We start from the raw sequence: 24,569 nt of genomic DNA on the forward strand, positions 1-24,569 counted from the left end.
AGCGTGTCGGGTTTTTAGTCTTTATCTGAGTTAATTCAGGGTGTTAAAGTATTTTTTTCGCAGGATGATAGGGTCCACTGGTGCGTAACGCCTCTCTTTTTCCGCCGTGCGAAAACGATACAATAGCCGTTCAGCCAGACATTTCAGCCAAAAACCTGTACAGGCCGTACAGGTTTTTTGCGCAGGAAAAACGGACAACGCAACACGACTGCTGCAATCCTGTTCGCCTGACAGGTCATGCCACATAATTCACTTCCCACACCTGATGCAGAAGGCTAAGGTTGAGCCCTTATTCATCACAAGGAAATGATCATGGTTCACGACTATTTTGCGATTCCGCCTGCGGGCGTGACGCAGGAACAACATAAACGTTCAGTGGCTGTAGCAGCGGCGCTGTCAGTGGCAAAGGAGTCCGTCAGCGCTTCAACGTCAGCAACCGGCTCAAAAGCCTCCTGGGACCTGCAGGCCGTGGCGAATGAAATTGGTAATCTGGCTGATGCGATTCAGGATGCGCTGGAGAGTGATGGTCAGGCGTAAACCCTAATCCGGGGATGGGGCAGGTCAGGGGATGGCAGTGTTCAGGAGCCGGTAACGTCCGGTGAGCGGACGCTGCCGGAAAGTCCTATTCCATTGCGGGTGGCTCATATTTAATATACTGACGCAGGGCGTCGTGGATTGCCTGATTGTTGCCTTCCTCCAGACCGCGTTCGGCATATTCTTTTGCCAGGGCGGCCAGCACATCGTCAAACTTCCCTTTGTAATTGAGATTATTCAGCGCAATTTGCTGACCGAGTATCGCTTTTAATACCGTGGTCTCAACTGTTAACTGCGCAACTGCCTCTTCCAGATGTTTAATTCGATCGTCGTCTGCCATAACCCCTCCAGGCCTTAAAAAAGGCAGAATAACCAGCCCGCGCTGAATATTCAAACCTCAGCGAATGCCACAGAGACGTTGTCAGATTTTCCTTAAGTAAAAATAATCAGCGGGTGAATTTATAAGATTAGTTACTGAAAGAAAAAAACGCTGATATTCCCGTGCTGCGGCAAAAGTAACCCGTTTCTGCTTACTCTCACAGCAGTGAGAAAAAAGAGGGTTAAAAAAGTGCATTACCATCAACTCCTTTGCTTAAAAATGTTCCGTGTCACTTGATTAAAAGGGGGATTAGCTATTACTGTATTTATATACAGTAATCTGAGAAAGGAGTGAAATTGTGGAATTCATTAAACCTGCGGACATTCGCGCCGTTATGCCTTTACCGCTTTATATCGAACGTGTGCCGTGCGGATTTCCCTCCCCGGCGCAGGATTATGTCGAACAACGTATCGATCTCAATGCGCTGATGGTGCAGCACCCCAGCGCCACCTATTTTGTCCGCGTCAGCGGCGAGTCGATGATTGAGGCGGGCATTAACGATGGTGACATGCTGGTGGTCGACAGCTCGCTCACCGCCTCACACGGCGATATCGTGGTGGCTGCCGTCGACGGTGAATTTACCGTTAAACGTCTTCAGCTTCATCCCTGCCTGCAACTGATGCCGATGAATACCAAATTTAAACCGATCGCTATCCAGACCGAAGATGTGCTGGAGGTGTTTGGTGTTGTGACCTTTGTTATTAAATCGACGCACTGACCATGTTCGCGCTGGTCGATGTGAACTGCTTTTATGCGTCGTGCGAAACCGTTTTCCGGCCCGATCTGAAAGGCAAACCGGTGGTTGTGCTGTCCAACAATGACGGCTGTGTGATTGCGCGCAGCGCCGAGGCAAAGAAAGCCGGTATTAAAATGGGCGCGCCCTATTTTAAAATGCGCGAAGAGCTGACGCGTCACGCGGTACAGGTCTTCAGCTCAAATTACGCGCTCTATGCCGACATGAGCCATCGGGTGATGACCATCCTCGAAGAAATGGCTCCCTCGGTAGAAATCTACTCGATCGACGAGGCGTTTATGGATCTCACCGGCGTGCAGAACTGCATGGCGCTGGAGACCTTTGGCCGTCAGGTCAAAGAACGGATCCGCAAAGAGACCCATCTGACCGTCGGCGTCGGCATTGCACAGACCAAAACGCTGGCCAAGCTGGCGAATTTTGCGGCCAAAAAGTGGAGCAAAACCGGCGGCATTGTTGATTTATCGGACCCCGAACGACAGAGAAAGCTGCTCGCACTGATCGATGTGGCTGACGTCTGGGGCGTGGGGCACCGGATCGGCAAACGACTCAATGCCATGGGCGTTATGACGGCGAAAGATCTGGCCGATCAAAGCACCGAATCCATTCGCAAACAGTTCAGCGTGGTGATGGAGCGTACCGTCAGAGAACTGCGGGGCGAATCCTGCCTGGAACTGGAGTCAGTGACACCGGATAAGCAGCAAATCATGTGTTCGCGTTCGTTTGGCAACCGCATCTCCGATTATGACCAGATGCGTGAAGCCGTCTGTGCCTATGCGGAGCGCGCGGCAGAGAAACTGCGTCGTGAGAACCAGTATTGCCGTCAGATAGGGGTATTTTTGCGTACCAGCCCGCACGCAACTGACGAACCCTTTTATGGCAATCAGTCTATAGAGACGTTGCTGATCCCGACGCAGGACACCCGCGACATCATCAACGTTGCAATGGCGTGTCTGGATAACATCTGGATTAAGGGATATCGCTATATCAAGGCGGGCATCGTGCTGGGGGATTTTTTCAGCCAGGGCGTGGCCCAGCTTGATCTGTTTGATGAGCATCAGCCGCGCCGCAACAGCCAGGAGCTGATGCAGCTGATGGATAAAATTAACAAAACCGGCAGCGGAAAACTCTGGTTTGCCGGGCAGGGGATTAATAAGGCCTGGGCGATGAAGCGCGAGATGCTGTCACCTGCCTATACCACACGGGTAGCGGATTTGCCGGTGGCGGCGGTTAAGTAGGTGCGGGTCCGGCCTCCTCTGTTACTGACGTAGCAGCGTCTGCTAAAAGCTTTTTTTATCACGCGATGAAAGTGACAGGAAGTTATGCTTTGCCTGGCCAGATGTGTAGTTTTTCATCTGGCATTTTAAAAAAATTACCAGGTAAATATAATGGATTTCAGAGAGTTTGAAGCCAGAGTAATGCTCTGGCCTGCAATACATTTCACAGCAATCATTCAATCCCGCCACCACGACGACTATGAGATTTATGCGGTCGACGACAACAGCAATATCAAAACCCGACTTTTTTTATGCTTTGCTGACAATGAGCACCACGCCAGTCTGCTCATTAAGCAGTTTATGTTATGGCTAATCAAAATAAACGCCCAGCAACGGGCAGAGCGCCGCAAAGAGACCGCGTTATTATCTGAGTGAGTCGTGACCGGTTTGTCCTGTAACCTGTGTCGGGTTTCAGGACACAACCGGTTATTTCCCTTGATCATCAGGCGACAGAAACGGACATCCGTCAGTGTCAGGCCGCTGGCCGATTGCCGCTATCTATACTTGTTACCCGTGCCTGGGATAGAATCCGGGCTGATTCTGACAGGAACGTACCTCCCAGACCGGTAACAATGATCACGACAGCGACAGCGCATAAAAACAAAGAGCGGGGGCGTCCCAGAGAGTTCGATATTGAACAGGCTCTGGATCACGCCATGATCGTTTTCCGCCAAAAAGGGTATCACGCCACATCAATAAGCGATCTGGGTGAGGCGATGAACCTCTCCGCAGGCAGCATCTATAAGGCCTTTAAAGATAAGCGCTCGCTCTTTCTGCGGGTGTTTGAACGTTATCTGTTGCTCAGAAATACCGAGCTGCGCCGTCGTCTGGCACCCTGTACTAGCGGACGGGGAAAAATAACCGAGCTGTTACAGTTCTATCTCGACTCGGCGCGAGCTATCGAAGGGCGGCGCGGCTGTCTGGTCGTTGCCAGCGCCATTGCACTGCAGACGATGGATCAGGCGCTGGCGCAGCGTATTGATGAGGTAGTCCGGCGTAATCAGCGCTTCCTGGTCTCGCTGCTGGAGCTGGGGCAACGGGATGGTTCAATCGATAACACGCTGGATAGTGAAGCGGCAGCCGGTTTAATCCTCTGCATTGCTTACGGTATGCGGGTTGCAGGCAAGGTCAGCGATGTGACCAACGAACAGCAGACGCTGGCACTGGCATTAAAAGTACTGGGGTAATCGTTACGGGGCAGGTCAATCAATAAACCGGCATTTCTCCGCCTGCGTTTTGTCGGACAGAGAAAGTCTGCAGTGCGCTTTTCCCGACGCTGTTTATGTGCCAGGCTTTTACGTTTTATTCTGTAGCGTAATAATTAAGGCCTGCTTCGTGAAAACCTCAATCTTACTGACACTCGTAGCCGCTATTGGCTGCTCTGTTTTTGCTGCCGAGGGGGGATTTGAAACCCGCGCAGCGAAACATCCGCTGCAACAGCAGGTGACGGAAAGCGGGGAACCGCTGACGCACTAACGGAAGTCGCTGGCAGAGAGCGTTTGCTGCTTAACGGCCAAACAGCAGGCTGATCAGAGCACGGTAGTGACGCTCATCTTCCAGCGTAGACGCTGTTTCCAGCCGACGAAGAAGTTTGGTGCAGATCGCTTTACGGTTTACGTTCCCGCCCGCATGCAGAATTTCCACCACCACCTGGCCCAGCGTTTCCTGCTGTGAGGGCAGGCTTGCCGCATTAAAATAACGGGCAATATCGTCTGCCGTCCGCGGCAGTCTCTGGTTCGGGTACATGGGTGATTTCCTGTCAGGTGATGGAAAAACGATCGGTTCGCGGCAAAGTTATACAAAAAAAACGAGCCTGTATAGCTATTTCGGCGCAGAAGAGGGAGGTTTTTGTGCTATTTACAAAGCATTCAGCGATAAACAGGGAAAATACAAAACTGGCGTGGAGCCGGGAAATGCTGAAGGGCACCAGGCGAGGCCTGACACCCTGAACCGACGGCGTCATCTTTCAGCACATTAACGATAATCTTTAAGGAAAACCGGCGCCTGTCCGGTCTCGACCAGCCAGTTTAATTCGGCGCGGTCGCGCGTCGAGGCCTCGATAAAGCCTTTGAGCCAGTTGCGTGCATCAGCAATCTGCGCGACGCGCTCATCGCTGCGTTCGTTTTCAGCCATCTCACCCAGCTGGCGAATCAGTGATACCAGCGTAATCTCCTGCTCTTCAAACGCCAGATTGATTGCAGCTTCACCAAGAATCCTATGACCGATTATTTTATCATGGTAAACCATCAGCGACCTCCTGATTGAATAATGATATATATAGTTTAGTTAAAGCCAATCCGGACTAAAAGATCGGAAACCGCCTATAAACGCGGTTTAATTTTTTAAAAATAAACTGAACCTTTAAGCGAAGCGATAAGTCTCTAATAAAAAACAATAAAAAAGACGTCTTTTTTACGGGTAAAGCAGCCTGAGCTATTAAGCTGGTTAAAAAGGGTAGGGTTTGCCTGAAATTCAGATAAGTAACGGGCGGGTAAATCTCGGTTGTTGTTATGCTGCCTGCCATATTATGGCCAAAGCATAACGGATATTTCTGATTAGAATCGGCCGGGGTCAGGGAAATTCGGTCGTACCACATGTCGTGCTAAGCACAGGCAAAAATAAAGCCGCCCACGGGCGGCTTTATTAACTGGACGAGCATGCCCGGTTTATTTCTTCGGTACTTCAGAGACCGCTTTAACGTCCGCTTTATTAATCTGTTGCTTCACGCCATTGGCGTCGGTGTAGGCCAGCAGGCCAGCATCTGACTCAGAAGGCTTGCCATCACTAATAATGGTGCGTCCATCGTTAGTCTGAATCGCATAACTGGTACGGGTGCAGCCGGTTAATACGGTCATACCAATCAATGCGGCGAGAGGTAAAATCAGCGCTTTTTTCATCTTATTCACCTTATATTAGTTGTCGAGTTCACTCATATTACTGATCTCATTGCGATTGATCTGCTCAGTTTTTCCTGTCTGAGCATCGCGATAAGAAACCAGGCCAGTATCTGAATCGATCTGCGGTTTACCATCAGTGACAATGGTGCGGCCATCAGTGGTCTTAATCGACTGATTCGAGGCGCAGCCTGCCAGCGTACCTAAAGAAAGAGCCAGCAAAGCAATGGCTGACAGGGATTTCATTTTCATTTTTTTCAACTCCATGAAGTATAACCAGACGTTTACAGCATAGACGGCTTTATAGAGTTTGCTGGTCCTGCCACGCTTCGCTGCCGTTTTTTTAGGCAAAAAAGCGGGGGTGTAGCGATTATTTACGCGAATGACGGCAGGGAATAGCATTTATTGCAAATGTGCACAGCTGTTTATGCTGTTTTAACAGCGGCATTACCGGGCCGGAATAGACGTGACGCCAATGCAGGAAATAAGCACGGCAGCCGGAGCAGATATTGTTTGTTAAAGCCAGAGTCGCCCCAGGGGTAATCGTCTGTACCCGCGTTAACAGCTGATCATGTCCGCAGGCCCGATATCCTGGTGACTATCGGGCCAGTGAGGAAAGGGATCAAAGAAGGGAGTCTTCGCCGGCTTTGGCTGCCGCTTTTTCCGCTTTCATAGCGCTGACCGGATCGGATGCGCTCAGCCAGCGGTCAAATTTCTGGTAGGTGTCGATAAAGGTTTTAAAGTAGCTGCTGGCGACGGTGGCATTCTCTTTGTGGTTCATAAACGCCACGGCCAGCTTAAATGCATCTTCGTTATCAAATTTCATGTTTGTTTTCCTCGCTTAATAATCTATAGAGCGTAGCCTGAGAACGCGGCCTGTGCATTCAGACAACCGCCTGAAAACGCGCAATAATTCAGGCTGCCTGACAGCATCCACCAGATTGGCGTGGATTCCCACTTACTTCGCGCCAAATCCTTCTTATAATGCCAGCTTCACTCATGAAGGAGACCCGCTTATGTTGAAAGGATTAACCGTTGCCACGGTGCTGCTGCTGTCGGGCTGTAGCCTGATGCATAAACAGCCTCCGTCGCCGCAGACCCTGCACTATCGCTGCGGAACCCTGCCCCTGACCGTGACGCTGGATGAGGCGAAAGAGCAGGTGAGCTTCATTATGGATGGCCAGCCCCTGACGCTGAAGCAGACGGTATCCGCTTCCGGCGCGCGCTACAGCGACAACACCTATGTGTTCTGGTCCAAAGGAAACGGCGCATTTATCGAACGTAACGATAAAATCGTCGTGAACGATTGTGAGCTGCAACCTGCCAGCTGACTCTTTATCTGAATAGGCGAGCATTATGAGCGACAGCGAAACGCTACACACCATTGCCCATCTGCGGCGCGAATATACCCGCGGCGGATTACGTCGTAAGGATCTGCCGGATGATCCGATAGCCCTGTTTGAACAGTGGCTGAGCCAGGCGTGTGAAGCAAAACTGCCCGATCCTACGGCGATGACTGTGGCCACCGTGGATGAGCAGGGCCAGCCGTGGCAGCGCATCGTGCTGCTGAAACATTTCGATGCGCAGGGCATGGTGTTTTACACCAACCTTGGCAGCCGCAAAGCCTTGCAGCTGGCGCACAATCCGCGCATTTGCCTGCACTTCCCGTGGCACTACCTGGAGCGTCAGGTGATGGTTCTGGGCGAAGTGGAGAAACTGTCGCCGCTGGAGGTGCTGAAGTATTTCCACAGCCGTCCGCGCGACAGCCAGATTGGGGCCTGGGTGTCGAAGCAGTCGAGCCGGATTTCGGCCCGTGGCATTCTGGAAGGAAAGTTCCTTGAGCTTAAGCAGAAGTTCCAGCAGGGCGACGTGCCGCTGCCCAGCTTCTGGGGTGGCTACCGGGTGAAATTTCACACCGTGGAGTTCTGGCAGGGAGGCGAACATCGTCTGCACGATCGTTTCATCTATCAGCGCGATCACGACGGCTGGAAAATCGACCGTCTGGCACCCTGAATCTGCATCATTTCCCCCTATCAGCGCTGGCACAGAAGGCGTCAGCGCTTTATGCTATAGCCCTCATTTTTTTCGATTCCGCAACTCAGCGGAAAGCTGTGTACCAGCATAGGTGCAGTCTGATCAATTTGGAGTCAGTAATGACCAGCAGTAACCTGATACAACAATTGCAGGAGAGGGGCCTTATCGCCCAGGTGACGGATGAAGACGCGTTAACAGAGAAACTGGCGCAGGGGCCAATTTCGCTCTATTGCGGCTTTGACCCCACTGCTGACAGCTTGCATTTGGGCCATCTGGTACCGCTGCTCTGCCTGAAGCGTTTTCAGGATGCCGGCCATCAGCCGGTGGCGCTGGTCGGGGGTGCAACCGGTCTGATTGGCGACCCGAGCTTCAAAGCCGCAGAGCGTAAACTTAATACCAGTGACACCGTCAACGAATGGGTTGAGAAGATCCGCCAGCAGGTGGCGCCATTCCTCGACTTCGATTGCGGCAGCAACAGCGCCATCGCCGCCAATAACTACGACTGGTTTGGCAGCATGAACGTGCTGACCTTCCTGCGGGATATCGGCAAACACTTCTCCGTTAATCAGATGATCAATAAAGAAGCGGTGAAGCAGCGTCTGAACCGTGACGATCAGGGTATCTCCTTTACCGAGTTCTCCTACAATCTGCTGCAGGGCTATGACTTTGCCTGCCTGAACGAGCGTCACGGCGTATCGCTGCAGATTGGCGGTTCCGATCAGTGGGGGAACATCACCTCCGGTATCGACCTGACCCGTCGTCTGCATCAGAACCAGGTCTTTGGCCTGACCGTTCCGCTGATCACTAAGTCTGACGGCACCAAATTCGGTAAAACTGAAGGCGGCGCAGTCTGGCTGGATGCGAAGAAAACCAGCCCGTATAAGTTCTATCAGTTCTGGATCAATACCGCGGATGCCGATGTCTATCGCTTCCTGAAGTTCTTCACTTTCCTGAGCATTGAAGAGATCAACGCGCTGGAAGAAGAGGACAAAAACAGCGGCACCGCGCCACGTGCGCAGTATGTGCTGGCTGAGCAGGTAACGCGTCTGGTGCATGGCGAAGCAGGTCTGTCGGCGGCAAAACGCATCACGGCCAGCCTCTTCTCAGGCGCCGTAAGCGACATGACTGAAGCCGATTTTGAACAGCTGGCGCAGGATGGTATGCCCACTATCGTGCTGGGCGCTGACGACGATCTGCAGCAGGCGCTGGTAAAAGCTGAGCTGGTACCGTCTCGCGGTCAGGCACGCACCATGATCGGCTCCAATGCCGTTTCTCTGAATGGTGAAAAGCAGTCTGATGCGGAATACCGCTTCAGCGACAGCGACAAACTGTTTAACCGCTTTACGCTGCTGCGTCGCGGCAAGAAACATTACTGCCTGATTAACTGGCAGTAAGATTTCAGGGCCGGTTTCCGGCCCTTTTTTATGGCAAGGCAGGACAGGGCAAACAAGTGAAAAATATTTTAGCGATTCAGTCGCACGTTGTTTTTGGTCACGCCGGTAACGCGGCGGCTGAGTTTCCAATGCGTCGCCTGGGGGCAAACGTCTGGCCGCTGAATACCGTGCAGTTTTCCAACCATACGCAATATGGCCACTGGACCGGCACGGTGATGCCTGCAACGCATTTAACCGACATCGTTAAAGGTATTGCGGATATTGACCGCCTGAAGACCTGTGACGCGGTGCTGAGCGGCTATCTGGGTTCGGCAGAGCAGGGCGAGCAGATTCTGCAGATTGTTCGGCAGGTCAAAGCAGCTAACCCGAATGCCTGGTACTTCTGCGATCCGGTGATGGGTCACCCCGAGAAAGGCTGCATTGTGGCACCCGGCGTGGCGGAGTTTCACTGCAGAATGGCGATGCCGGCCAGCGACATTATCGCCCCGAATCTGCTTGAGCTGGAGATGCTGAGCGAACGCACCGTTACCGACGTCGACGCGGCAGTCGACGCTGCGCGGGCGCTGATTGCCCAGGGACCACGCGTGGTACTGGTGAAGCACCTGGCGCGCGCCGGTCGTCGCAGCGATCGCTTTGAGATGCTGCTGGTAACGGCAGAAGACGCCTGGCACATCAGCCGTCCGCTGGTCGATTTTGGTGTGCGTCAGCCGGTCGGCGTGGGCGATCTCACCAGCGGTCTGCTGCTGGTGAATCTGCTGCACGGCAAATCATTGCAGGATGCACTGGAGCACGTCACTGCGGCGGTCTATGAGGTGATGCTGAAAACCCATCAGATGGGCGAGTATGAGCTGCAGCTGGTGGCGGCCCAGGATGCCATCGCCAGTCCGACGCAGCACTTCGCGGCAGAAAAGCTGTAATGTAAAAGGGCCGGTTAACCGGCCCTGTTCACTCAGGCTAAGCCTTCCGCTTTCAGCGCCGCCTGCACCGCAGGACGTTCGGCAACGCGATCAAACCACGCCTCCAGCGCCGTAAAGCCGGACAGATCCAGTCCCAGTGCTTTTGCCCAGCGCGTCACCACAAACAGATACGCATCCGCCACGCTGAAATGCAGCCCCATCAGCCACTGTCTGTCGCGCAGTGACGCATCGACATAGCGGAATTTCGCTTCCAGCTGGCTGCGCGTCTGTGCTTTCACCTCATCGGAGTAACCGGGACGAAACAGCGGCCCAAAGCTTTTGTGCAGTTCGCTGCTGATGTAGCTGAGCCACTCCACGGTGTGATAACGCGTCAGGCTGCCGACCGGTGCCAGCAGATGGCGATCGGGCTTGAGATCTGCCAGGTACTGCACAATGGCAACACCTTCCGTCAGCACGGAGCCGTCGCTGAGCTGCAGCGCGGGCACCTGGCCTTTAGGGTTAATCTGGCGGAAATCATCGCCCCGTTCAGTGAGTTTTGTGGCCAGATCAACACTCACCTGCGTGAAGTCCAGCCCGCATTCGCGCATAACAATGTGGGGAGAAAGAGAGCAGGCTCCTGCTTTGCAAAACAGTTTCATGACCATGTACTCCTTGTTGCAATGGGATCACAGCATAGTAAAGGCTCAGGGTGGAATTACCAGTGATAAGGATCAGGGATCGATGAGGGGAAAGGGCGGCAATAAAAAAAGCCGGGCAGAGCCCGGCTGTCTCGTGTCACGGCAGCGATGACGCCTGCACGTTATTTTTTCGCGTCAGGATCCTGCGTCATACGGTTCAGCAACGGCGCCGTAATAAGCATCAGCAGAGCGATGACAGCGGTCACGATACCAATCTGCTGGAATACGCGGCTGTAGGTCGCCAGCGAAATCAGCGGGTCGGTCACGTTTTCAGGCACCGCCATCAGGTTGGCCACTTTACCGGCAATGACCGCCGCGCCTGCGGTGGTCAGGAACCAGGAGCCCATGATAAAGCCCATCAGACGCTGAGGCACCAGCTGTGCCACCATTGCCAGACCGAGGCCGGAGATCATCAGTTCACCGATACTCTGCAGCGCATAGCTCAGGATCAGCCAGTTAACAGAAACGATACCGGCATCGCTGGCAAACTTAGCGCCCACCGGCAGCACCAGGAACGCAGCGGAGCAGAGCACCATACCGAAGGCAAACTTGTGCGGCATCGGCAGCTTATCGCCCAGCTTGTTGTAGAGCGCCGCCAGCAGCGGACTGGCCAGCATGATCCAGAACGGGTTCAGCGCCTGGAACTGCTCGGGCGCAAAGGTAATGCCGAGAATCGTGTGCTCAACGTTGCGGATAGCAAAGAAGTTGAGTGACGTTGGCATCTGCATATAGAGCACGAAGAACAGAATCGCTTCGACCATCAGCAGGAAGGCCACAATCATTTTACGACGCGCCGCGCCCTGCAGTGCAAATGCCTCTTTAGCAAACACCAGTACGATACCCAGCGCAATCACAGCCAGCACCAGGCGTGCAATGACCTGATGATGCAGCATCCAGTTTGCCAGCGCTACCAGCACTACGACGCCAACCAGCGTCATCAGCAGTTTTCCGACCTGCAGCGGTGCAAAGTCGGGCTTAGAACCGTAATCCTTGACCATGCGTTTGCAGAGCAGGAAGTTAAACAGGGTGATGATCAGACCGATAACGCACAGCGAGAAGGCGACGCTGTAACCATATTTCGCCGCTAACCACGGGGTGAGCATCATCGAAAACAGTGAACCGATGTTGATCGACATATAGAACATGGTGAAGGCACCATCGATACGTGGATCATCTTTGTCGTAGCAGGTGGAGAGCAGCGAAGAGGGGTTCGCTTTGAACAGTCCGCTGCCCACGGCGATGGTCGCCATACCGATATAGACGATGCTGACGTTATGACCGGAGAATGCTACCAGCGCATAACCCAGTGCCAGTACCAGCACGCCCAGCACAATCACACGTTTGGTGCCCAGCACTTTATCGCCGAGCCAGCCGCCAATGGCGACGAGTCCATAAACCAGCGCGCTGAATGAAGAGAACAGGGTGATGGAGTCTGATTCAGACAATCCCAGTTGCTTCACCAGGTAAACCGCCATAATGGCCTGCAGGCCATAGAAGCCAAAACGTTCCCATAACTCAATCGAGAAGATTAAGTAGAACGCCTTCGGCTGTTTAAACGCATTGAGACTGACAGCCTCATCAGTGTGTTTGTTTGCAGTTGACACATGTACCTCAGTTTTTTCATACCCTGTTTCGGGACAGCAATTAAGTCCGCGTCATGTGAGTTTTTCATGCGCGAGATTGTTATTAGAAGGGAAAAGCGGCGACTAATTTGGCTGATTACGGGCGGCAGGGCAAGAATTTTCTGACAACCGGCCTGAGCTGATAATCCAGGGTTAAAAACCTTATAACAAACTGTTGATCAGATTTTAATTTTGATGACAAAGAGCATATCAGTATAAATCAACTGAATGCGAGCGAGGCGCTGGATGAATTTAACATTAACTGCTAATGGACAATAATTCAGATGAAACGTTTGCCGCTGATTTTATCAGCAGCATTTACAGGAGGTTTCAGGCCATTATCCAGGCAATATGACGAAAAAGTAAACGTTAACGCGTCTCCTTTGGCGGCAAAGCATACAATTGCTGATCGAGAGCACAAACCCGCGATTTAATTCAGAAAGAAAAACAAGAAACCGAGTGCGTTGCTGGCAGGAAGGCTGAAAAGCCTGTCGGCAGCATAAACCGGCAAAAAATTTCCGCAGAAGAAAATGGGGCGCAGGCTCTGGTGAAGGGGATGCTCCCTGTACTGAGTGGCAGCATGATGGCGCGGCGTTCAGGATGCTCGACTTGAAATTAACATTCCTGTAACCTCTCAATTTCCCCGAGAAGGATCTGTTTATGTCGTCCCCCCTGCGTTTATCTCTGGCTGGTGACTACCGCGCCGATGCGGTTGCCCATCAGGCCATTCCTCTTGCTATTGAACGTGCTGCCCGCTGGCTGAACATTACGGTTGAAGCTGAATGGATTGCCAGCGAAAAACTCGCTGAATCCGACCTCAGGCGCAGTGACGCGGTCTGGGTCGTGCCTGGCAGTCCCTACCATAATGATGAGGCCGTTTTTGACACCATTCGCTGGGCGCGGGAAAGCGGAAAGCCTTTCCTGGGGTCGTGCGGGGGATTCCAGTATGCGGTCATCGAGTATGCGCGCAATGTACTGGGCTGGCACGATGCGAGTCATGCCGAAACCGACACCGGCGGGCGCATGGTCATAGCTCCGCTGAGCTGCTCGCTGGTGGAGCAGCGCGGCGCGGTCAGGTTCGAACCCGGTTCACGTATTGCTGCGGCCTACGGCACGCTGGACAGCGATGAAGGCTATCACTGTAACTTTGGCGTCAACCCGGAATTCAGTGCGGCGCTGGGCGATAACACCCTGCGTATTACTGCCTGGGATGAAGCGGGGGACGTACGCGGTGTGGAGCTACTGGATCATCCTTTCTTTGTTGCCACCCTGTTCCAGTCAGAACGTGCTGCGCTGCAGGAAAAAGAGTCTCCGCTGGTCGTTGCCTGGATGCAGGCGGCGCTGGCGCAGCGCTAAAAAGTGAGCAGCCTGTGACACTGTCACAGGCTGCTGTTCTTCAGCGCAGCAGCGCCGGGCGTTTGGCGTTAAACGACCAGTTATCAATCAGAAACTGCATGCCCAGCGCATCGTTACGATTTTTATCCGGCAGCGAATTGTAGAGGGCGTGTGCCGCTTCAACCCGCGTCATATCCAGGGTGACGCCCAGCCCTGGCCCCTCTGGCAGTTCAAGATGCCCATCCCGAATCTGCGGTGCATGCTGCGTCAGCTGTTGTCCATCCTGCCAGATCCAGTGCGTATCAAAGGCCGTCAGACGATCGCCGGGTGCAGCCGCCCCCAGATGCGCCACCATCGCCAGAGACACATCAAAGTGGTTATTTGAATGGCAGCCGGTGGTCAGCCCCCACTCCTGACAGAGCTGTGCCACGGTATGCGCATTGCGCATCGTCCAGAAGTGCGGATCGGCCAGCGGAATGTCGATAGCATTGAGCTGTAACGCATGCTGCAACTGTCGCCAGTCATTGGCGATCATATTGGTGGCGACCGGAATACCGGTGGCGCGTTTAAACTCGGCCAGCGTTTCCCGGCCGGAGTAGCCCTGTTCCGCGCCGCAGGGATCTTCCAGATAGGGAATGCGGCCCGCCAGCTGTTTACCATAATAAATGGCTTCGTCCAGCGACCAGCTGGCGTTGGGGTCGACCGTGACGCGAGCCTGCGGAAAGCGTTGCAGCAGGGCGTTGACCGTCTCTACCTCCACTTCGCCGTGGTGTACGCCGCCCTTGAGTTTGAAGTCGCGGAAGCCATAGCGTTCCGCTGCGGCCTCAGCCAGCCGCACGACGCCTTGCGCATCCATCGCTTTTTCATGGCGCAGTTGCAGCCAGGCATCACCGCCAGACTGGCCTGCCTGATAGTTCATGCTGGTCAGGTTGCGGTCGGCGATATAGAACAGATAGCCGAGCACCGGCACCCGATCGCGCTGCCTGCCGCTGGCAAGTAATTCGGCAACCGGCAGATTCAGGTGCTGACCCAATAGATCAAGCAGAGCAGCTTCAATCGCCGCGGTGGCGTTGTAGAACTTCTCCGGGTTCATCTGCGGAATGTGGATGTCATCGGTATGCGCGGTCTGCTGATGGCGTGCGTCACTGGCAAACAGCGTGGCGATTGTCGCATTCAGCCGCAGCAGTTCGCTGCCCTCAATCTGCGATCGAAAACGTGCCAGCAGCGCCAGCGTCGAAGCGTGACAGGGACTTTCGCCAACGCCAGTTCGGCCTGCGGAATCGGTCAGGATCACCAGGATGCGGGTAAAGTAGCAATTATGCGCGCCACCAATGTTCAGCAGCATGCTGTCATACCCGGCGACCGGCACTACCCGCATTGTTTTAATGACTGGACTGTCTGACATGGTGATTCTCCATAGGATCAAGGGAAGGCGGGGATGGCCTGCGGCGCAGCAGCAGCCACAGCCCGGTCAGCAGCGAAACGCTGGTCAGCGCATAGAGGCCGCCGGTAGTAGAACCGGTCTTCATCTCCAGATAGCCAAACACCGTCGGTGCGAAGAAGCCGCCAAGATTGCCAACAGAATTCACCAGCGCAATGCCCGGTGCGACAATCGAGGCGGGCAGCTCTCCCTGCGGCATCGGCCAGAAAAAGGTGGCGCTGACTTTGGACCCGATACAGGCCACGATCATCGCCAGGAAACCAAACCACGGGGAACCCAGCGTCGCCATAAAGGTGCCACAGGCGGCGACCAGCATGGCGACGCCCAGCGCTTTATCGAGTCTGTCACGGTGGCGGTCTGAAAAGCGGCTCAGCAGGTTGATGGCGATAATGGCGCACAGCCATGGCACAGCGGTGAGGATCCCGATGCCAAAACTGCTGAACCCCTGAATGCGCTGAATAATCTGCGGCAGCCAGAACACCAGCGTATAACCGGTCATGGTCATGGTGAAGAAGATTGCGCAGAAGAACAGCAGGCTGCGATTGCGTAACAGCAACATTTTGCCCGGCTCGCGATTAAGCGCGTCACGCTGTGCCTCTTCACTGTTCAGCTGCTGCACCAGTGCCTGTTTCTCTGCATCACTCAGCCAGCGCGCATCAGCAGGACGCGATACCAGCACCCAGGCGGCGAGGATCCCGACCAGCACCGAGGCGCCGCCTTCAAGGAACATCACCCATTTCCAGCCCGCTATTCCCAGAAAATTGTGCATCATCAGGATGGCACCCGTGATCGGCCCGGAGAAGAGAAAGGCGCCAGCCGTGGCGCTCAGGACCATCGCGGTAGCCCGGCCGCGCCAGGCATTCGGCACCCACTGACGGAAATAGAACAGCACGCCGGGAAAGAAGCCCGCTTCGGCGACGCCGAGCAAGAAGCGCAGCAGGTAAAACTGGATGGGTGAGGTGACGAATCCGGTCAGGACCACCACCAATCCCCAGGTAATCATGATGCGTGTCAGCCAGACGCGTGCCCCAAAGCGCTTCATCATCAGATTGCTCGGCACTTCAAACAGCGCATAACCAATGAAAAAGAGGCCCGCACCCAGACCAAAGGCGGCGGCGCTGATCCCGGCATCGGTACGCAGCTCGGTTTTAATAAAGCCAATGTTGGCGCGGTCGATCTGATTAATGATCAGCATCACCACCAGCATCGGGATGATATGGGTGAAGAATTTTTTGATGGCGGAGGCGATCAGCTCATCGTGCTGCGGGGACAAGGCGCTATCCATCGTTCTTCCTCATAAGAAACGTAAAGAAGAGCAAAGTGTAGGGCGCTGAAAAGGCGGGCTCTATAGGCATCCGCCCAGGACCGGATGGGCGTCCGGCCTGGGGGGTTGTGTTATCAAGATGTTACCGGAAAGGCGAGGCGAAGCGGCTGAGCAAAACTGTGGCAGCGATCAACTTTGTGTGTGTCATTCGGCCACGCGGAGCGTGCCGGCAGAACAGGACGCGTCAGCAGCAGGCAGGCTTCAGCCGCTAAACTGACGACGCTGGGCAATCTCTTCCGCACGCAGCAGCAATGCCTGCAAATCATCTTCGTCAATATCCAGCAGTTCGCCGCCCTGTAAAGCCTGATGCAGATCGGCACGCGTGAGCGGAACCGGCATGGCGACCGGCTCGGGTTTGACTTCTTCAGGGGCCAGCGGATGCGGATAGCGGCGACCGGCCAGATTGTTAAACAGCAGGGCCAGCAGCGCCAGCGTCAGTGAGTTGAGCAGGACTGGCGTCAGGACAAAGTGATAACCCAGCTGCTGCACCGATGACCCGCCCAGAATAGCGGTCAGCGCTACCGCGCCGCCGGGCGGATGCAGACAGCGCAGCTGGAACATTAGCAGGATCGCCACACAGGCCGCGACGCCACAGGCGATGGCCGGATCGGGTATCAGCTGGCTGACGGTGACGCCTGCCAGCGCTGACAGGCTGTTGCCGCCAACAATTGCCCACGGCTGCGCCAGCGGACTGGCAGGCAAACCAAAGAGCAGGACGGCTGATGCGCCAACCGGGGCGACAAACCACAGGTTCAGTTCGCCCAGCATCCAGTGGCTCAGCAGGCTGGTTAGCACCAGGCCAATGCCCGCACCGACTCCGGCGATCACGATATGCTTTTTACTTACCGCCAGCGGATGCGGCCAGAGGCGCGCCAGAAACAGGCGCAGAGGATGCCTTCCAGCAGAAGGGCTTTTCTTCATTACGTTATTCACCGTGTCATAACATTTTCTTATCGTCAGGGGCGGCGATTTTCCATCATCAATATCAATGTAACAACCCGACAAACTGTGCCGGTATTCCTGCGCGTCAGAAAGCGTGGTGAAAAGGGGGGATCGCGCAGAAGACGTCACGCAGCGGGCACAGGCAGACAATAAAAAACCCGCCGCAGCGGGTCAGTTATCAGTGGGATCACTCGACTTTGTCGGGATACTCGCAGAGGTCTTCAATCAGGCAGGAGCCGCAGCGCGGTTTACGCGCCACGCAGGTGTAGCGGCCGTGCAGAATCAGCCAGTGGTGACAGTCAACTTTATACGCGGCCGGAACCACCTTCAGCAGCTTCTGTTCCACCTCTTCCACATTCTTACCTGGCGCAAATTTCGTGCGGTTACTGACGCGAAATATATGGGTATCAACAGCGATCGTCGGCCAGCCAAAGGCGGTATTGAGCACCACATTAGCGGTTTTACGACCTACACCGGGCAGGGCTTCCAGCGCCGCACGATCTTCCGGCACTTCGCCGTTGTGCTGCTCCAGCAGAATGCGGCAGGTCTTAATCACATTCTCCGCTTTGCTATTAAACAGGCCGATGGTTTTGATGTACTCCTTTACGCCATCCACACCCAGCGCCAGCATCGCGGCGGGCGTGTTGGCCACCGGATAGAGCTTCGCGGTGGCTTTGTTCACGCTGACATCGGTCGCCTGCGCCGAGAGCAGCACCGCAATCAGCAGCTCAAACGGCGAGCTGAAGTTCAGCTCGGTGGTCGGATGCGGATTGTTCTGCTGCAACCGGTGGAGGATTTCGGTGCGTTTGGTCTGATTCACACCGGCTTCCCGATGGCGTTCTGAGGCGCAGCGGTTTCAGCCGCCTGAGCACGCAGCGCTGCACGCTGTTTCATCTTCTGATCGATCAGGTATTTGCACGCCAGCATCATGCCCAGCCCGATAAACGCGCCAGGCGGCAGCATGGCCAGCAGCATCGGCGAGTCGAAATGAACCACTTCGATACGCAGCGATTTCGCCCACGGACCAAGCAGCTGATCGGCACCGTTAAACAACGTGCCGCTGCCGATAATTTCACGTAGCGAACCCAGCACCACCATGGCGCAGGTCGCGCCCATGCCGATGGCAAAACCATCCAGTGCGGCAAGCGGGATGCTGCTCTTAGAGGCGACAGCTTCAGCACGGCCAACCACGATGCAGTTGGTCACGATCAGCGGGATAAAAATCCCCAGCGACTGATAGAGACCGTAGGCATAGGCGTTGATCAGCATCTGCACGCAGCTCACCACCGAGGCGATGATCATCACATAAATCGGGATACGGATTTCCGACGGCACCCAGCGGCGCGAGGCGGAAATAAAACTGTTGGTCAGGGTCAGCACCAGCGTGGTGGCAAGGCCTAAACCCAGCGCGTTAGTGGCGGTCGCGGTGACCGCCAGCAGCGGACAGAGACCCAGCAGCTGCACCAGTGCCGAGTTGTTCTTCCACAGTCCACCAACCAGCAAACTTTTAGCTTCACTCATTTTTGTCTCCACATGCCGGTAACGAAGAGAGTCTCTCCGGAAGCGCTTTCATCAACAGCGCGGTGCGTTTCGTCGCATTGACCACCGCGCGTGGGGTAATGGTGGCGCCGGTAAACTGATCGAAGTCGCCGCCATCTTTTTTAACCGCAAAGGCTTTATCAGACGGACCCTGAACCACTTTGCCAGTAAAGCTGTTGATCCAGTCAGAGATGCGCAGTTCGATCTTATCGCCCAGGCCAGGCGTTTCATGGTGTTCGATTACGCGCACGCCCAGTACTTTACCCTGGAAATCGGCACCGACCAGCATCTGTATCGCACCAGAATAGCCGTCAGGCGCCGTTGTCTCCAGTGCCGCCGCGACGGGCTTGCCGCCTTTACGCGCCAGGAAGAGATGATGCGGGGCACTGTTACCCAGCGCTGCATCTGTGACAACGTAACAATCCTGCTGGATGTTGTTGTCATACAGCTCGACAGGTACCACCTGATCCAGCAGATTTTTCTGCTGTAACTGAGTCTGATGCTCTACCGTCGGTTTGGTGACCGTATTCACCACAGCGGTAGCGGCCGTGGTAATCGCGGCGAAAATCGCCAGCGTGACGCCATTTTTGCGAATCGTCTCCAGCATCGCTTAATCCTTCTGATGGCCGTAAACGCGCGGCTGGGTGTAGTAATCAATGAGCGGCACGCAGATGTTGGCCAGCAGCACAGCAAACGCCACGCCGTCAGGATAGCCGCCAAAGCTGCGGATCAGCCAGACCAGCAGGCCGATCAGCGCGCCGTAGACCAGACGACCACGATTGGTGGTCGACGCGGTTACCGGGTCGGTAGCGATAAAGAACGCCCCCAGCATGGTGGCACCGGAGAAAAGATGAATCAGCGGGCTGTTCAGCGATTCCGGTGAGAAGAACCAGCCCAGCGTGGCGCAGAACGCCAGTGACAGCAGCATAGCGGCCGGGATGTGCCAGCGAATCGCACTCTTCCACAGCAGGAACAGGCCGCCCGCCAGATAACCGACGTTCACCCACTGCCAGCCGAGCCCGGCCAGCACGCCGCTGTAAATCGGCTGCGCCAGCAGATGTTCGGCACTGTGACCGGCACGTAAGCCGGTTTTAAAGGTATCCAGCGGCGTCGCTTGGCTGATGCCATCCACACCCATCTGCAACTGCTGCATAGTGTCACCCGCCAGCGTGTGGCCCTGGAACACCATGCTCAGACTGTCCATCAGGCCGGGTTTTATCGCCTGTAGCGTATCAGGCGGCAGCCAGCTGGTCATCTGCACCGGGAAGGAGATCAGCAGCACCACATAGCCAACCATCGCCGGGTTAAACGGGTTCTGGCCCAGTCCGCCATAGAGCTGTTTAGCAATGACCACCGCAAACAGGGTACCAATCACCACCAGCCACCAGGGGGCCAGCGGCGGCAGGCTGATACCGATCAGGATGGCGGTCAGCAATGCTGAATTATCTGCCAGCGTGCTGGCAACCGGTGCTTTACGCAGACGCAGGATCGCCGCCTCGGTCAGCCAGGCGGTAAGGGTCGCCAGTAAGACCTGTAAAACGGTGCCGTAGCCAAAGAAATAACACTGTGCAGCAAAACCTGGCACCGCCGCCAGCACCACCAGCAGCATGATGTTGCCGGTACTGCGGCGGTTATGGGTATAAGGAGAACTTGCGATACGAAAAGCCATTTAATCCTCAAGCGTCGTAGACGACTGCGCTTTACGCGCTTTGGCACGGGCGATGGCGGCAGCAATAGCGGCCTTGCGCGCATCATCGGGTTGATTCAGTTCAGGTGCCTGTTCAGGTTCAGCATTGGCGTTATTTGCCTGCTCCTGCGCCTGTTCCGCTTTCTCTACTGCAAAGTGTGCGGCGGTGGCGAGCGCTGCGGCATCACGGGAAGCGGCATCGGCGTCACTTTCAGCCTGTGCCGCTTTCTTCGCTTTGGCACGGGCGATAGCGGCCTGAACCGCGGCTTTGCGTGGGTCGGTTTCCACGGCGGCGTCCGGTGTAGCTTCAGCAGCAGCGTCCGGAACGGCGTCAGTAACGTTGTCCGATGCAGCCATAGCCGTCACATCAGCACCTTCAGCCTGTGCCGCTTTCTTCGCTTTAGCGCGGGCGATAGCGGCCTGAACCGCGGCTTTACGTGGGTCGGTTTCAGCAGTGGCGTCTGGTGCGGCTTCTGAAAGACTCTCCGATGCAGCTATAGCCGTCGCATCAGCGCCTTCCGCCTGAGCCGCTTTCTTCGCTTTGGCACGGGCGATAGCGGCCTGAACCGCGGCTTTACGCGGGTCAGTTTCAGTGGCAGCGTCTGGTACGGCGTCAGTAACGTTGTCCGATGCAGCCATAGCCGTCACATCAGCGCCTTCAGCCTGTGCCGCTTTCTTCGCTTTGGCACGGGCGATAGCGGCCTGAACCGCGGCTTTACGCGGGTCGGTTTCAGCAGTGGCGTCTGGTGCAGCTTCTGCAACGCTCTCCGATGCAGCCGTAGCCGTCACATCAGCGCCTTCCGCCTGAGCCGCTTTCTTCGCTTTAGCGCGCGCTACAGCGGCCTCGACGGCGGCTTTACGCGGATCGACACTGGCGTCAGCTGCTGTATCAGCCGGTGAGACTTTCTTCGCTTTTGCCCTGGCAATCGCGGCTTCAACCGCCGCTTTACGCGGATCGACTGACTGACGCGTTACCGGCTGGGTTTCAGCCTGCGCCTCAGCCTGACGCAGACGTGCCTGCGCATGGCGCGCTTCACGCTGCGCTTCTAGCGTCGCTTCATCCGGTTCAGCGGCCTGACGGGCTTTCACCCGCGCTTTGGCTGCCGCCAGCTCACTGGTATCGGTGCGGGCAACTCGCTGTTTCGCCTCTTCATGACGCGCTTCACGGGCCTGTTTTTCACGCTCCAGGCGCGCCTGACGCGCTTCGAAGCGGGCTTTAGCTTCCAGTGTACGTTTCGCTTCCAGATCGATGGCGCGCAGTTCCGCTTTTTCCTGACGGTAATATTGCACCAGCGGAATATTACTTGGGCAGACATAGGCGCAGGCACCGCATTCGATGCAGTCATCGATATGGTGCGCACGCGCTTTATCATGATCGCCGCCCTGGCTGTACCAGTAAAGCTGCTGCGGCAGCAGTTTGGCCGGACAGGCATCGGCACAGGCGGAACAGCGAATGCAGGACTGCTCTTCGTCATTGTTGCCCATCTCACTGGCAGAGGGCGCAAGAATACAGTTGGTGATCTTCACCACCGGCACATCCAGCGATGGCAGGGTAAAGCCCATCAGCGGACCGCCCATAATTACCATCTGACGCGGTGCAGGCGTAAATCCGACCTGATGCAGCAGATGGCTGATTGGGGTACCGAGACGACTCCAGACGTTACGCGGCTGGGCAATCGCCTCGCCGGTCAGCGTCACGACGCGTTCGGTAATCGGTTCACCGTTGATGATGGCCCGCTTAACCGCCCAGGCGGTACCGACGTTCTGCATCAGCACGCCGATATCGGTTGAGCGTCCGCCGTGCGGCACTTCCATGCCGGTCAGAATGCGGGTCAGCTGCTTGGCACCGCCGGAAGGATATTTGGTCGGGATCACCCGGATTTGCAGATCGCGCTCGCTACCCAGCGCCTGTTTCAGCGCGGCGATCGCTTCAGGTTTATTATCTTCAATGCCAATCAGCACCCGCTCAGCCTGTAACACCCAGGCGAGAATGCGGCTGCCTTCCAGCACTTCGGCGGCGTAATCCTGCATCAGGCGATCGTCAGCGGTGATGTAAGGTTCACACTCTGCCGCATTGATAATCAGGGTTTTAACCCCGCGCAGGCCGCCTTTCAGTTTGGTGGCGGTCGGGAAGCCCGCGCCGCCCAGACCCGCAATGCCCGCATCGTGAATTCGCTGCACGATGTCGGCGCGCGGATGCTGACGGTAGTCTGGCAGCGGATCGAGCGGCATCCAGCGGTCTTCACCATCCGGCGTCAGGAAGATGCAAAGTTCGGACAGACCCGACGGGTGCGCGGTCATATGCTGACCGATATCCTCAATCACGCCAGAGGTGGGCGCATGGACCGGTAACATACGGCCGGTACCAAAGGTCAGGGGCTGACCGCGAAGCACTTTCTCGCCGGGCGCAACGCAGATTTCACCTTCATGGCCGATATGCTGTTTCAGCGGGATAATAAAACGGTGCGGCAGCGGCAGTTCGCTGAGCGGCGTGCCGTTGGACTGGGTTTTCATTTCCGGCGGATGAATACCGCCCTCAAAATCCCAGACCTTCTCTTTTTTCAGGAAGTTAAACAGATTAAGCATGAGTTTCTACCGGGATCACCCGTACAGGAATGGTATTCAAATCCCACTTCCAGTTAGCTGGCGTGGTGGCGACCGGACGCATTTCAATACAATCAGTCGGGCAGGGTGCGACACAGAGATCGCAGCCGGTGCAGACATCGCTCAGCACGGTGTGCATGGCGCGGGTTGCGCCGACAATTGCATCCACCGGACAGGCCTGAATACATTTGGTGCAGCCAATGCAGTTGGCTTCGTCGATAAACGCCACGGTGCGCACCGGCTCTTTTGCCGTTTCATCGCCATCAATCGGCTGCGGTTCAACGTTAAGCAGCGCAGCCAGCTTGAGCATGGTCTGTTCACCGCCCGGCGCACATTTATTGATTGCTTCACCGTTGTTGCCCACCGCATCAGCGTAGGGACGGCAGCCAGGGTAGCCGCACTGGCCACACTGGCTCTGCGGCAGAATGGCATCAATCTGCTCAACGATAGGGTCTTCTTCGACCTCAAAGCGGCGCGAGGCGTAACCCAGCAGGGCGCCGAATACCAGGCTCAGCGCACTTAATACGGCAACAGCAATCCAGATCGCGGTCATCAGAATTTCACCAGACCGCTGAAGCCCATGAACGCCAGCGCCATCAGGCCCGCGGTAATCAGGGCAATGGAGTTGCCTTTAAACGGGGCAGGCACGTTGGCCAGCACCAGACGCTCACGCATCCCGGCGAACAGCACCATCACCAGCGAGAAGCCGATAGAGGCACTGAAACCATACAGCGCGGCCTGCATAAAGGTGTGGTTGAGGTTAACGCTCAGCAGAGGTACGCCCAGCACCGCACAGTTGGTGGTGATCAGCGGCAGGAAGATACCCAGCAGACGATAGAGCGACGGACTGGTTTTACGCACCACCATTTCGGTGAACTGCACGACGACAGCGATCACCAGGATATAGGCCATGGTGCGCAGATAGACCAGATCCAGCGGCAACAGGATCAGATGGTTGACCAGCCACGCGCAGATAGAGGCCAGGGTGATCACGAATGTCGTGGCGAGGCCCATGCCAATCGCCGTTTCCAGTTTTTTGGAAACGCCCATAAAAGGACAGAGGCCGAGAAACTTCACTAAGACGAAGTTATTCACCAGCACGGTGCCAACAAAGAGAAGCAGATAATCGGTCATTTTTTCGCCTGGGAGCCGGAAAGCGGCTTATTATCATTGATAGCGCGGCGTATCTCAACACCCGCGCCTCCCGCAAGGCGGCAG

30 protein-coding genes are annotated in these 24,569 nt (G+C 55.6%); 12 read left to right on the top strand and 18 right to left on the bottom strand.

What is annotated here, in order from left to right; translation table 11 throughout:
* The first annotated feature begins 312 nt into the window (after window positions 1-312).
* Window positions 313-537, top strand: coding sequence for a hypothetical protein (locus AC6I8C_RS08665; protein ID WP_497822188.1), 225 nt, complete (start codon window positions 313-315; stop codon window positions 535-537).
* Between the two features lie 85 nt (window positions 538-622).
* Here AC6I8C_RS08665 and AC6I8C_RS08670 read toward each other — a convergent pair whose 3' ends face one another.
* Entirely contained in the window at window positions 623-874 is a 252-nt protein-coding gene (locus AC6I8C_RS08670; protein ID WP_033779254.1) for a hypothetical protein, read from the bottom strand.
* A 337-nt stretch (window positions 875-1,211) separates the two neighbouring features.
* Here AC6I8C_RS08670 and umuD point away from each other — a divergent pair, with 337 nt between their 5' ends.
* The 5 genes from umuD to AC6I8C_RS08695 all read left to right on the top strand — a co-directional run bounded on the left by umuD (window position 1,212) and on the right by AC6I8C_RS08695 (window position 4,417).
* On the top strand, window positions 1,212-1,631 hold the full coding sequence (gene umuD / locus AC6I8C_RS08675; RefSeq protein WP_061062375.1) for a translesion error-prone DNA polymerase V autoproteolytic subunit: 420 nt from the start codon (window positions 1,212-1,214) through the stop codon (window positions 1,629-1,631).
* A gap of 2 nt (window positions 1,632-1,633) precedes the next feature.
* Entirely contained in the window at window positions 1,634-2,902 is a 1,269-nt protein-coding gene (umuC, locus tag AC6I8C_RS08680; RefSeq protein ID WP_497822189.1) for a translesion error-prone DNA polymerase V subunit UmuC, read from the top strand.
* Window positions 2,903-3,052: 150 nt separating this feature from the next.
* Window positions 3,053-3,316 (top strand): hypothetical protein, encoded by a 264-nt coding sequence (locus tag AC6I8C_RS08685; RefSeq protein ID WP_497822190.1) that lies wholly within the window; start codon window positions 3,053-3,055, stop codon window positions 3,314-3,316.
* A 197-nt stretch (window positions 3,317-3,513) separates the two neighbouring features.
* Window positions 3,514-4,128: a TetR/AcrR family transcriptional regulator gene (locus AC6I8C_RS08690; RefSeq protein WP_497822191.1), complete on the top strand. Its 615-nt coding sequence runs from the start codon at window positions 3,514-3,516 to the stop codon at window positions 4,126-4,128.
* A gap of 148 nt (window positions 4,129-4,276) precedes the next feature.
* Window positions 4,277-4,417: a hypothetical protein gene (locus tag AC6I8C_RS08695; protein ID WP_230299962.1), complete on the top strand. Its 141-nt coding sequence runs from the start codon at window positions 4,277-4,279 to the stop codon at window positions 4,415-4,417.
* A gap of 30 nt (window positions 4,418-4,447) precedes the next feature.
* Here AC6I8C_RS08695 and ycgZ read toward each other — a convergent pair whose 3' ends face one another.
* Window positions 4,448-4,687, bottom strand: coding sequence for a regulatory protein YcgZ (gene ycgZ / locus AC6I8C_RS08700; protein ID WP_013357752.1), 240 nt, complete (start codon window positions 4,685-4,687; stop codon window positions 4,448-4,450).
* Here ycgZ and AC6I8C_RS08705 point away from each other — a divergent pair.
* A complete protein-coding gene (locus tag AC6I8C_RS08705; RefSeq protein WP_497822192.1) occupies window positions 4,686-4,919 on the top strand; it encodes a hypothetical protein in 234 nt (77 codons plus the stop codon). The two genes, ycgZ and AC6I8C_RS08705, sit on opposite strands and share 2 nt — an antisense overlap.
* On the opposite strand, the gene AC6I8C_RS08710 is transcribed toward AC6I8C_RS08705, so the two are convergent.
* The 4 genes from AC6I8C_RS08710 to AC6I8C_RS08725 form a co-directional block, all read right to left on the bottom strand.
* Complete coding sequence (locus tag AC6I8C_RS08710; protein ID WP_497822193.1) at window positions 4,916-5,188, bottom strand: hypothetical protein; 273 nt, start codon at window positions 5,186-5,188, stop codon at window positions 4,916-4,918. The two genes, AC6I8C_RS08705 and AC6I8C_RS08710, sit on opposite strands and share 4 nt — an antisense overlap.
* A 419-nt stretch (window positions 5,189-5,607) precedes the next feature.
* On the bottom strand, window positions 5,608-5,838 hold the full coding sequence (locus AC6I8C_RS08715; protein WP_010245445.1) for a YgdI/YgdR family lipoprotein: 231 nt from the start codon (window positions 5,836-5,838) through the stop codon (window positions 5,608-5,610).
* Between the two features lie 15 nt (window positions 5,839-5,853).
* On the bottom strand, window positions 5,854-6,087 hold the full coding sequence (locus AC6I8C_RS08720) for a YgdI/YgdR family lipoprotein (RefSeq protein WP_010245442.1): 234 nt from the start codon (window positions 6,085-6,087) through the stop codon (window positions 5,854-5,856).
* Between the two features lie 370 nt (window positions 6,088-6,457).
* On the bottom strand, window positions 6,458-6,661 hold the full coding sequence (locus AC6I8C_RS08725; protein ID WP_013357757.1) for a hypothetical protein: 204 nt from the start codon (window positions 6,659-6,661) through the stop codon (window positions 6,458-6,460).
* 190 nt (window positions 6,662-6,851) lie between these two features.
* On the opposite strand from AC6I8C_RS08725, the gene AC6I8C_RS08730 reads away from it, so the two are divergent.
* From AC6I8C_RS08730 to pdxY, 4 genes are all read left to right on the top strand, one after another.
* Window positions 6,852-7,166: an MliC family protein gene (locus AC6I8C_RS08730; protein ID WP_497822194.1), complete on the top strand. Its 315-nt coding sequence runs from the start codon at window positions 6,852-6,854 to the stop codon at window positions 7,164-7,166.
* Between the two features lie 25 nt (window positions 7,167-7,191).
* The gene (gene pdxH, locus AC6I8C_RS08735; RefSeq protein ID WP_013357759.1) at window positions 7,192-7,848 is read left to right on the top strand and encodes a pyridoxamine 5'-phosphate oxidase; all 657 of its coding nucleotides are present in this window, start codon (window positions 7,192-7,194) and stop codon (window positions 7,846-7,848) included.
* Window positions 7,849-7,988: 140 nt separating this feature from the next.
* Window positions 7,989-9,263 (top strand): tyrosine--tRNA ligase, encoded by a 1,275-nt coding sequence (tyrS, locus tag AC6I8C_RS08740; protein WP_497822195.1) that lies wholly within the window; start codon window positions 7,989-7,991, stop codon window positions 9,261-9,263.
* A gap of 56 nt (window positions 9,264-9,319) precedes the next feature.
* On the top strand, window positions 9,320-10,180 hold the full coding sequence (gene pdxY / locus AC6I8C_RS08745) for a pyridoxal kinase PdxY (RefSeq protein ID WP_497822196.1): 861 nt from the start codon (window positions 9,320-9,322) through the stop codon (window positions 10,178-10,180).
* A gap of 32 nt (window positions 10,181-10,212) precedes the next feature.
* Here the strand turns inward: pdxY and gstA are convergent, their stop codons facing one another.
* Both gstA and dtpA read right to left on the bottom strand, forming a co-directional pair.
* Window positions 10,213-10,818 (bottom strand): glutathione transferase GstA, encoded by a 606-nt coding sequence (gene gstA / locus AC6I8C_RS08750; protein ID WP_013357762.1) that lies wholly within the window; start codon window positions 10,816-10,818, stop codon window positions 10,213-10,215.
* 161 nt (window positions 10,819-10,979) lie between these two features.
* A complete protein-coding gene (gene dtpA, locus AC6I8C_RS08755) occupies window positions 10,980-12,461 on the bottom strand; it encodes a dipeptide/tripeptide permease DtpA (RefSeq protein WP_497822197.1) in 1,482 nt (493 codons plus the stop codon).
* A 678-nt stretch (window positions 12,462-13,139) separates the two neighbouring features.
* Between dtpA and AC6I8C_RS08760 the strand changes: the two genes are divergently transcribed.
* Window positions 13,140-13,835 carry a CTP synthase C-terminal region-related (seleno)protein gene (locus AC6I8C_RS08760; RefSeq protein ID WP_497822198.1) on the top strand — a complete coding sequence of 232 codons (696 nt, stop codon included), beginning with the start codon at window positions 13,140-13,142 and terminating at the stop codon, window positions 13,833-13,835.
* A gap of 40 nt (window positions 13,836-13,875) precedes the next feature.
* On the opposite strand, the gene AC6I8C_RS08765 is transcribed toward AC6I8C_RS08760, so the two are convergent.
* From AC6I8C_RS08765 to rsxA, 10 genes are all read right to left on the bottom strand, one after another.
* Window positions 13,876-15,219 (bottom strand): enolase C-terminal domain-like protein, encoded by a 1,344-nt coding sequence (locus tag AC6I8C_RS08765; RefSeq protein ID WP_497822199.1) that lies wholly within the window; start codon window positions 15,217-15,219, stop codon window positions 13,876-13,878.
* Window positions 15,197-16,540, bottom strand: coding sequence for an MFS transporter (locus tag AC6I8C_RS08770; RefSeq protein WP_497822200.1), 1,344 nt, complete (start codon window positions 16,538-16,540; stop codon window positions 15,197-15,199). The genes AC6I8C_RS08765 and AC6I8C_RS08770 overlap by 23 nt, the downstream gene beginning before the upstream one ends.
* A 240-nt stretch (window positions 16,541-16,780) precedes the next feature.
* On the bottom strand, window positions 16,781-17,500 hold the full coding sequence (locus AC6I8C_RS08775; protein ID WP_497822201.1) for an HPP family protein: 720 nt from the start codon (window positions 17,498-17,500) through the stop codon (window positions 16,781-16,783).
* A 208-nt stretch (window positions 17,501-17,708) separates the two neighbouring features.
* Entirely contained in the window at window positions 17,709-18,341 is a 633-nt protein-coding gene (nth, locus tag AC6I8C_RS08780; RefSeq protein WP_003849001.1) for an endonuclease III, read from the bottom strand.
* The gene (locus tag AC6I8C_RS08785) at window positions 18,338-19,042 is read right to left on the bottom strand and encodes an electron transport complex subunit E (RefSeq protein ID WP_497822202.1); all 705 of its coding nucleotides are present in this window, start codon (window positions 19,040-19,042) and stop codon (window positions 18,338-18,340) included. Before AC6I8C_RS08785 ends, nth begins: the two co-directional genes overlap by 4 nt.
* Window positions 19,035-19,667 (bottom strand): electron transport complex subunit RsxG, encoded by a 633-nt coding sequence (rsxG, locus tag AC6I8C_RS08790; protein ID WP_497822203.1) that lies wholly within the window; start codon window positions 19,665-19,667, stop codon window positions 19,035-19,037. The genes AC6I8C_RS08785 and rsxG overlap by 8 nt, the downstream gene beginning before the upstream one ends.
* A 3-nt stretch (window positions 19,668-19,670) precedes the next feature.
* Entirely contained in the window at window positions 19,671-20,729 is a 1,059-nt protein-coding gene (gene rsxD, locus AC6I8C_RS08795) for an electron transport complex subunit RsxD (protein WP_135908924.1), read from the bottom strand.
* Window positions 20,730-23,333 (bottom strand): electron transport complex subunit RsxC, encoded by a 2,604-nt coding sequence (rsxC, locus tag AC6I8C_RS08800; protein WP_497822204.1) that lies wholly within the window; start codon window positions 23,331-23,333, stop codon window positions 20,730-20,732.
* Window positions 23,326-23,904, bottom strand: coding sequence for an electron transport complex subunit RsxB (rsxB, locus tag AC6I8C_RS08805; protein ID WP_010245386.1), 579 nt, complete (start codon window positions 23,902-23,904; stop codon window positions 23,326-23,328). The genes rsxC and rsxB overlap by 8 nt, the downstream gene beginning before the upstream one ends.
* Window positions 23,904-24,485, bottom strand: coding sequence for an electron transport complex subunit RsxA (rsxA, locus tag AC6I8C_RS08810; RefSeq protein ID WP_003853423.1), 582 nt, complete (start codon window positions 24,483-24,485; stop codon window positions 23,904-23,906). The genes rsxB and rsxA overlap by 1 nt, the downstream gene beginning before the upstream one ends.
* Window positions 24,486-24,569: the final 84 nt, after the last annotated feature.

It is taken from the genome of Pantoea sp. X-Soil-YNGN-844, from assembly GCF_059730595.1.